The organism is Massilia sp. Leaf139, from assembly GCF_001424165.1.
Classification (GTDB): Bacteria; Pseudomonadota; Gammaproteobacteria; order Burkholderiales; family Burkholderiaceae_D; genus Telluria.
This window is the reverse complement of the sequence record NZ_LMOJ01000005.1, coordinates 1-8,928: the sequence shown is the minus strand read 5'-3', so window position 1 is coordinate 8,928 and position 8,928 is coordinate 1. Positions and strand designations below refer to the sequence as shown.

Genomic DNA, 8,928 nt, shown 5'->3' with positions numbered 1-8,928 from the left:
GGAGAACGTGATGAAAGATTGGCGGGGCTGATTCGGCTGACCCGGCTGATCCGGGGGTGCGGCGCGGTGTTATCGGTTGATTTCGCTCACAAGCGGTTAACTTTCCGTTGTGAAATTTATACCGTCATTACGTTACCTCAAAACATTACTGTGGGCAACAAATTAATTGAACGAAAACAATTTTTGATAAGCTTTTTTGCTAACTATGCGGCACGCGTGAACGCGGCGAATCAGCTCGGCGTGCCGGAGAAGGCGAGCAGGGATTGCAGCTTGCGATCCTGCTTGATGGTGGAAAGGCGGATGCGCGCGTTGTAGCGCTCGGCGACTCCCTGGGCATGGCGCACCAGCAGGTTCAGGAGGCGTGGGGAAAGGCTGCCGCAGCGGCGCGCGGCGGGCAGCATGGCGGCGCGCAGCAGCGGCGCGAAGCGAATAAACAGTTCGTCGTCGAGGCTGACATAGGCCTCCACGGTGCCCGGCTGGCCCTGGCGTGCGCAGCGCCCGAACAGCTGGCGGTCGACCCGCGCCGACTCGTGGAATTCGGTCAGGATCACATGCAGGCCGCCCAGCGCCAGCACGGCCGGGTCGGGCCGGATGTCGGTGCCGCGTCCGGCCATGTTGGTGGCGATGGTAATCCGGCCCGGCAGGCCGGCCTCGGCCACGGTGTCGGCTTCCGCCTTGTCCTGGCGCGCGTTGATCACCGCGTGGGCGATGCCGCGCGCGTCGAAGTCGCGGCTGAGGCGCTCGGACGCCTCCACCGAACGGGTGCCGATCAGCACCGCGCGGCCGGCGGCGCTGAGCTCGGCAGCGCGCGCAGCCACCGCCTGCCAGCGTGCTTCCTGGGTCAGCCAGCAGCGGCTGGGCAGGCGCACACGCTTGCTCGGCACGTGGGTCGGCACCTTGAACACGGCGATGTCGTACACGCGCCGCAGTTCGGGCGTGATCTCGGCGGCGGTGCCGGTCATGCCGCACAGGAGCAGATAGCGCCCGAGGAAGCGCTGGTAGGTCATGCGCGACAGGGTCATGCGCTGGCCGCTGATCTCGCAGCCCTCCTTCGCTTCGATCATCTGGTGCAAGCCGCGCTCCCAGGCACGGTCGGGCATCACGCGCCCGGAGAACTCGTCGACGATCTGCACCTTGCCTTCGGCCAGCAGGTAATGCTGGTCGCGCTCGTAGCACCAGAGGGCGGTGAGCGCCTTCTCGATCAGTTCGCGGCGCCACAGGGTCGAACTCCACACGCCGTCCAGGGCCGCCGTCAGTTCGACCGTTTTCTGCTCCCCCGCCGGCGTCACCCAGATCTCGCGGTGCTCGTTGAGTTCGAAGTGTTCGCCGCGCACCAGCTGGCGCGCGAGCGCAATGCCCGTGTGATACAGCTCGCCGCCATGCTCGTCGGGCACGGTCTTCGAGATGATCAGCGGCGTGCGCGCCTCGTCCACCAGGATGCTGTCGGCCTCGTCGACGATGGCCACGTGCAGGCCGCGCAGCAGCAGTTCCGGGTTCTGGCCGGCGCGGTACAGGCCGCGCAGGCGGTGCTGGCTGGCGGGCACGCCGCCGGTGGCGATGCGGTCTTTCAGATAATCGAACACGATTTCCTTGTTCGACACGTAGACCACCTCGGCCGCGTATTCGGCGCTGCGCTGGGCCGGCGTCATGCCCTCCCCCACCACGCCCACGCGCAGGCCGAAAAAGCCGTACAGGGGCAGGTTCTGAGCGGCGTCGCGGCTGGCGAGGTAGTCGTTGACGGTGATGACGTGGACGGCGGCGCCGGCCGCGGCGGCGGTGCAGGCGGCCAGGGTCGCCACCAGGGTCTTGCCTTCTCCGGTTTCCATCTCTGCGATCATCCCCTGCAGCAGGGCCCATCCGCCGACCAGCTGCACGTCGTGGTGGCGCATGCCGAGCGTGCGGCGCGAGCCTTCGCGCACGGCGGCAAAGGCGCGCGCCAGCAGCGGATCGGCGAAACCCTGCTTGCGCATGGCGACGCAGGTGGCCTGCAAATCCGCCACCAGCGCCGCATCGTCGAGGCCGCGTAGCGCCGGCTCGGCGGCGGCGGCCAGCGCGATGAAGCGGCGCACCCGCGCGCGCTGGGCGCCGAAGGATGGCAGGCGCGCGGCTAGCGCGCGCAGGTGTTCTTCCAGCACCGGCTGGCGCTCGTCGAGGCGCTCCAGGTAGACGCCATCGGCCACCCGCAGCGCGCGGCCGTTGAGCAGGGCGCCGACGTTAGACACGGAACTGGCTCAGGAACAGCTGGCGCAGGCGTCGGTACCACTGCTGCGCCAGCGGCTCCGCGGCGTGCTCGAAGCGCACGAACACCCGTCCGCCGAAGCTGCCGGGCACGGCTTGCTCAGGCAGGCGCAGGTCGATATAAAACACCCGCTCCAAGGTTTTCACGCCCTTGTCGTCGCCCGGGTCGACCGCGATGGTGCCGCCGCCCTGCGGCCCCAGCGCCGCGCTGGGCAGTTCGGCCAGGCCGCCCGGCACTTCGCGCAGCACCGCCGCCGGCCAGATGCGCCGGATGTCGTCGGCAAAGCGCAGCTCGGCGCCGCGCAGGCTGCTGCGCACCAGGCCGATGTTGTCCTGGGCGACCGCCACGCGCGCCACCAGTGCGCCCCGTTCCAGCGTATAGCCGAGCATCTCGCCCTGCTTGAAATACCGTCCCGGCATGTCCTGGGCATTCGGGACGGTCAGCACACCGCCGCTGCGGCTGTGCACCGTCAGGCGCGCATAGCGTTCGGCGATGCGCGCCAGTACCCGTTCTTCCTGCGCCAGCTGCTGGCGCGCCAGGTCGGCCTGGACGGGCTCCGTAAACTGCACCGCCTGGTAGCGCGCGGCCGCCTCGCGCGCGCGCGCACGCGCCACCGCCAGTTCGGCCTCCAGCTGCGGGTCGTCCAGCTGCAGCACGGCGGTACCGGGCGCTACCCGGGTGCCGGGTGCGACCAGCCATTCGCGCACATAGCCGTCGACGCCGGCGCGCAGCATGGCCTCGTCGGGCAGCCAGACCACGCCTTCGGCGCGCGTGAGCAGCGGCGCCGGCACCACGCCCAGCAGCACGGCCAGCAGCGCCAGCGTGCCCAGGGTCAGGCGCACGGCGCGCTCGCGGCGGCCGTGCAGGGTCGGGCTTTCGAGCAAGTGGCGCGCGCCCTTCCAGAGCGGCACCACGAACAGGCCGATCGCGCTCCACAGCGCCAGCAGGACGCCGAAGATGAACCAGGCGCCGGCCACGAACAGGATCACCGAGATCGTCACGAACACCTTGTAGCACCAGGAGGCGACCGCATAGAAGGCCAGCCAGCGCTGCTCGGCCGGCGTCTCTTCGCTGGCCTCGATGCGGCGCGCGCCGAACAGGTAGCGATCCGACAGCGCCGTCAGGTGGCGCGTGGCGCGCTGGCCCAGGTTCGGGATCTCGATCAGGTCGGACAGGATGTAGTAGCCGTCGTAGCGCAGCAGCGGATTGCCGTTCACGATGACCGTCGAGACGCCGGCGATCAGCATCACGTTGAAGCACACGGCGCGCACCGCGCCCGGTTCGACCAGCACCCACAGGTACATCGCCAGCGCGGCGACGAAGACTTCGACCAGCATGCCGGCGGCGCCCACCAGCGCGCGCCGCCGCTTCGAGCGGAAGGTGGACGCCGCCGAGGCGTCGACATAGGGCGTGGGCGCGAACAGCAGGAACATCAGTCCCATCTCGTGCACCGTGCCGCCCCAGACCTTGGTGGCGAAGCCGTGCCCCAGCTCGTGCAAGGCTTTCACGAAGGGGAAGACCAGCACCAGCACCACTAGGTTGTCCAGCGCCAGCACCTGATCCGACAGATTGCCCGTCAATTCCTTCCAGTGCTGGCCGGCCAGCACCAGCGCCGGCAGCACGGTTGCCAGCCACAGGGCGGCGCCGCGCCAGCCGAACAGCCAGGCCAGGCGCGGCGCCCAGCGCGCCAGGAAGCGATCCGGATTGACCAAGGCGATACGCAGGCTCATCGGATTGGTGAGCCACTGCTTCCATTTCTGCTTGCGGCGCTTGCTGTAGCGCTCGAACAGCTCGGCCGCATCGGGAGTCACGTCGCACTGGAGCAGGTCGCCCGAGTGCAGCTGCATCAGCAGTTCGACCACTTCGTCCTGGGTCGGGATGCTGTCGCCGCCGGCGAGGCTCGCCTCGTCCCACAATTGCTGGACGGTGCGGCTGCCGTCCATGCGGCATACCAGCGCGTGCGCGGCGGGACTGAGGCGGTGATAGCGCGCGCCGGCGCTGTCCTGCAGGACGTACCAGCGCTTGCCGCGGTAGGTGTGCGGATAGAAGCGCGCGTGCGGCAGCAGGCGCGGACGCAGGGCGGCGGCGTTATGCCATTGCTGGCTGAAGACGGAGCGTCCCATGGCGCGTCAAGGCCACCAGGTCCAGACCGCCAACCGCAGCCAGTCGGTCAGGTCGTGGGTCAGCACCCACCACAAGGGCCGCTGCCCGGTCTCGACCTTGCCCACGCCTTCCATGCCGGGGCGCAGGTGGGCCGGCGCCTGCGCCAGGCGCGCTTCGACGCGGAAGAAGTTGCGGCCGTCCTGGGCGGTGGCGACCGGCGTGATCTTGCTGACGCTGAGCGCGACCGGACCGCCCACTACACCGGAGATCATCAGCTTGCCTTCCTGGCCGACGCGGATCTGGCGCATGTCGCGCTCGTCGACCTGCAGGATCACGCGGTAGGCGTACAGGGGCGCGATCTCGAACAGCTTTTCGCCCGCCTGCACGGGCGAACCCGTGAGCTGGCTCAGGTCGCCCGAGATCAGCACGCCGTCGAAGGGCGCGGTGATCGCGGTGCGGCGCAGGCGGTCGCTCGCCAGGGCCAGCTGGGCCTCGGCCTGCTGCAGCTGGGCGCCCAGGATCTGCACTTCGGCCAGTTCGTGGCGCGCCATCGCGTCGCGCCATTTGCGGCTGTACTGTTCGCGCTCGCTGTTCCACTTCTGCTGTTCGAGGCGCAGCTCGCGGTCGTCGAGCCGCGCCAGCACTTGCCCCTGGCGCACGCTGTCGCCGGCGCGTGCGAAGCTGGCGGCGACAAAGCCCTCGAAGGGCGCCACCGCGGCACGCTGCACCTCGCCTTCAACGACGGTCTTGGCGGTGACGCGGTAGTCGATGTCGACCAGGGCCAGTACCAGCACCGTCGCCAGGGCGAGTACGGCGCCGCCCTTCCACAGCAGGTAGCCAGGGCCGGCCAGGCGCTCGAACAGCTTGCGCGCGTCGGCGCCCAGGCGCGCGACGTGGCCCCGTTCGGCGTCGCGCTTTTGTTCGATCACGGCCGCCAGCAGGCCCGCCAGGGTGCCCAGCCAGCTGCGCTCGGCCGCATCGAAGGGCTGATCCTTGTCGCGCTCGAGCGTAAGCACACCGATGCATTTCGCGCCCAGTACCAGGGGCACCGACAGCACCACGTGTGCGCCGCTCTCGCGCACCAGGCGCGCGTGCGCCGAATCCTCGATGGCGACGGCCAGCGCGTCGGCCAGCGCCGGACGCCGGTAATCGAGCGGCGCCAGGGCGTCGAGCGTGTCTTCCATCGCCTGCGCATACAAGGTCATGATGCTGGCGTTCTTTTCGAACCAGGCCGCATTCGACAGCGCCGCCACTTTCACCGTTGCGCCGGACTCGCCGGCCAGGCCGATGGCGACGCGTGTGCAGGCGGCCGCGCCGGTCAGCTGGTTGGCGAGGTCGAACAGCACCTGCTGCAGGCGGCCGCTGCGCAGCGCCGTGGCCACCGATTCCATCAGGGCGCCGATGCGCTCGGCCTTGCTTTCGAGTTCGCCGCGTTCGCGCCGCTGCACCAGGTCGTGCAGCCAGGCCACGCCCCAGTGCAGCTGGCGCAGCAGCGCGTGCACCTCGGCTTCGGGGCGCGGCGCCGCCTCCAGCACGACGGCGCCGACCATGCGGCCGTTGACTTCCGCCGGATAGGCCACGTGCAGGCGCTGGGCCTCGCCCTCGCCGCTCGGCTCGACCACGCCGCGGCCTTCGGTCAGGGCGCGCTCGGCCGCCTTGCCCAGGCCGGACAGGTCGCGTTTGATGCCGGGCCAGAGCGCCAGCGGCAGGAAGGTGTTCGCTTCCGGCGACTGCATCAGCACGACGGCGGCGCTGACCTGGGGCAGCTGGCGGCACAGCAGGTTCAGCCAGGCCTGGCAGAACTGGGCGTCGGTGCCGCGCGCGGCAAAGGCGCGCCACAGCTGGGCCTCGGTGGCGGGTGCACTGGCACCCTGACGAACCTGCTCGGCGCTATGGACGGTCATCTCATTTACTCCCTTCGGCGGGGGGCTGGCCCGCCAGGCGCAGCGGCGTGGCGCTGTCGTCGGTCAGCCAGGCATCCATGGCGACCACCTCTTCCACCGAGAGGCGCCCGGCGCTGGCCAGCAGCTTGAAGCGGCTGGTGATGATTTCGTAGCGCGCGCGCTGCAGGTCGCGCAGCGCGGCCAGGTGCTGCTGGCGCGCCTGCAAGACCTCGAGCGCGGACTTGAGCTCCTTGTCCTGTCCGGCCTGTACCGCCTGCAGGCTGAGTGTGCTGAAGGTGAGCGCCTGCTGCGAGGCGGCGCGGTGCGCTTCCCCGGCGCGCCAGCCGAACCAGGCCTGCTTCGCGGCGGTGCGCACGTTGCGGCGCGCGAGCTCCAGGTCGTGGCGCGCCTGGTCGCGCAGGGCCACCGCCTCGGTCACCTTGCCGGCGGTGTTCCCGCCCGAGAAAATCGGAATCGAGATTTGCAGGCCGATCGAGCGCTGGGTGATGTCGTAGCCGTTCTGGCCGGGGAAGGTGCCGGCGCCCTGGCCGTTGTTGCTCAGGTTACCGACGAGTTCGACCGTCGGGCCGTGCGCCAGGCGCTGCTTGGCGATTTCGTGGCTGGCGGCATCGAGCGCCTCCTTGGCAGCCAGTACCAGCGGGCTGCTGGCCTCGGCCTGGGTCAGCCATTCCTCGAGCGTGGTTTTCTGCAGGCCGACGGCGACGAAGCGCTCGGACAGGGCCGGCGGGCGGAACTGGGGCTGCGGGCCGATGATCTGTTCGAGCGCGGCCAGTTTGATTTCGAGCTCGCCCTCGGCCACCACGTGCTCGGCCTCGGCCTGCTCGTACTTGTAGCGGGCTTCTTCCAAGGTCGGCGCGCTGGCCAGTCCGACCTGCACCGCGTAGCTGAGCTGATCCCATTGATACTTGTTGGCGGCGCTCTGGCCTGCCGCATACAGGACGGCGTCGCGTGCCTGCATCAGGTCGAACCAGGCCTGGGTCAGGCGCAGCAGCATGTCCTGTTCGGCCGCGGCGTATTGGTGGCTGACCTGGGCGACGGCGGCCTTGGCCTGGTCGAGCGCATACAGGTTGGCCGGACGCCACAGGGCGTAGTTCAGGTTGAGCTGGGCGTTCTTGCTGAGGAAGCGATCCTCGTCCACAGGAATCGGGCCGCCGCGGGTGACGTATTCGCGCGAGTTGCGGTTAGTGGCCACATTGATCGACAGCTGGGGGAGCAAGGCGCTGCGCGCCTGGGTGACGCGGCCCTGCGAGGCGGTGACGCTGGAGCCGGCGGCGAGCAGGGCCGGGTCGCTCTGGCGTGCCAATTGCACCGCCTGGTTCAGGGACATGCCCAGTGCGGAACTCGCCGCCAGGACACCGATTGCCGTCACTACCGCCCGCCACACGCCCATCATTCTCACGACCCAAGATCAACGTCAAAATCGGTCGCACCGTGAAGGAAATCAACCATTTGCCTGTTCATTATGTATTTTAGTGTAGCATAATCAATCTTCTTCCAAGGAAATTAATTCCGAATTAGCAACAGCGTGACATCCACGCAACTTGCTCATGGAATGATTCATTGACTGGCTTGTTGATTAGCTGATTACGACCGATGACTTCCCGTTTATTGCCGGCGCTGCCGCTCGGCTTGCTCCTTTCGATGACCCATGCCGGCGCAGTCGCCGCCGGCCCTTACGATTGCCTCCTCGAGCCGACCCAGACGGTCGAAGTCGGCAGCCCGGTGGTCGGTTTGCTCGATAAAGTCCTGGTGCGCCGTGGCGACCAGGTAGCGAAGGGCCAAGTGGTGGCCACCCTGGAATCGCGCGTGGAGACAGCGACGGCCGCGCTGGCGCACTATAAATCGAACATGGCGGCGCCGACCCGGTCGGCCGAGAACAAGATCGAATTTGCCAAGAAAAAATTCCAGCGCCGGCGCGATATGTCGGCCCAGAATTTCATGTCGGGGCAAGAGCGCGACGAAGCGGAAAGCGAGATGAAGCTGGCCGAGAGCGAACTGCAGCTGGCGAAGGAAAACAAGGAAATGGCGAAGCTGGAGTGGCAGCAGCAGACCAGCCAACTCAGCCTGCGCACGATCCGTAGCCCGTTCAATGGCGTGGTCGTCAACCAGTTCGTCTATCCTGGCGAGATTGTCGAGCCAGGCGGCCAGAAAAAGGCAATTCTCAAACTGGCCCAGCTCGATCCGCTGCGGGTGCACGTGATTCTGCCGATCGCCGCTTTTGCCAAGGTCAAGCCGGGTCTGAGTGTGGACGTGCTGCCGGAAGCGCCGGTTGGCGGCCGTTATGTCGGCAAGGTCAAAACGGTCGACAAGGTGATCGATGCGGCCAGTGGTACCTTTGCGGTATTCCTCGAGATTCCGAATCCGAAGCTGGAACTGCCGGCGGGCTTGAAATGCCGGGCGCAGTTTCCAATCGAGATCGACAAGCCGGTCAAACGCTGATCGACGGACAAATCGGATGAGAAAACAAAACCCCGTCGGGCATACCGACGGGGTTTTTTATATGGGAAGTGCAAACCTGATCAACACATGTTTATTTCATCAAAACATATGTCGAGCATTTGAATAAAAGCTTGAGACGAAAAAAAACCCGCTGATCGTAATCAGCGGGTTTTTCCCTTATAACTAGCCTGACGATAACCTACTTTCACACTGGTTGCAGCACTATCATCGGCGCAAAGTCGT

Annotated in this window: 5 protein-coding genes; 1 reads left to right on the top strand and 4 read right to left on the bottom strand. The window is 67.5% G+C overall.

From position 1 onward, the window contains the following. Positions 1 to 230 precede the first annotated feature (230 nt). The 4 genes from ASF77_RS07860 to ASF77_RS07845 are packed head-to-tail and all read right to left on the bottom strand — an operon-like array spanning position 231 to position 7,615. Entirely contained in the window at positions 231 to 2,222 is a 1,992-nt protein-coding gene (locus tag ASF77_RS07860; protein ID WP_056337285.1) for a preprotein translocase subunit SecA, read from the bottom strand. Further along, complete coding sequence (locus ASF77_RS07855; RefSeq protein WP_056337282.1) at positions 2,215 to 4,362, bottom strand: biotin/lipoyl-binding protein; 2,148 nt, start codon at positions 4,360 to 4,362, stop codon at positions 2,215 to 2,217. Before ASF77_RS07855 ends, ASF77_RS07860 begins: the two co-directional genes overlap by 8 nt. Positions 4,363 to 4,368: 6 nt before the next feature. Continuing rightward, complete coding sequence (locus ASF77_RS07850; protein WP_056337279.1) at positions 4,369 to 6,246, bottom strand: HlyD family efflux transporter periplasmic adaptor subunit; 1,878 nt, start codon at positions 6,244 to 6,246, stop codon at positions 4,369 to 4,371. Between the two features lies 1 nt (position 6,247). Then, positions 6,248 to 7,615 (bottom strand): TolC family protein, encoded by a 1,368-nt coding sequence (locus ASF77_RS07845; protein WP_162244840.1) that lies wholly within the window; start codon positions 7,613 to 7,615, stop codon positions 6,248 to 6,250. 224 nt (positions 7,616 to 7,839) lie between these two features. Between ASF77_RS07845 and ASF77_RS07840 the strand changes: the two genes are divergently transcribed. Further along, complete coding sequence (locus ASF77_RS07840) at positions 7,840 to 8,685, top strand: efflux RND transporter periplasmic adaptor subunit (RefSeq protein WP_082493651.1); 846 nt, start codon at positions 7,840 to 7,842, stop codon at positions 8,683 to 8,685. The last annotated feature ends 243 nt before the right edge of the window (positions 8,686 to 8,928 follow it).

Excerpts from the sequence above, each read along its gene's own strand:
- ASF77_RS07855 (WP_056337282.1), bottom strand. The coding sequence starts at position 4,362 with ATGGGACGCTCCGTCTTCAGCCAGCAATGGCATAACGCCGCCGCCCTG.
- ASF77_RS07850 (WP_056337279.1), bottom strand. The coding sequence starts at position 6,246 with ATGACCGTCCATAGCGCCGAGCAGGTTCGTCAGGGTGCCAGTGCACCC.
- ASF77_RS07840 (WP_082493651.1), top strand. The coding sequence starts at position 7,840 with ATGACTTCCCGTTTATTGCCGGCGCTGCCGCTCGGCTTGCTCCTTTCG.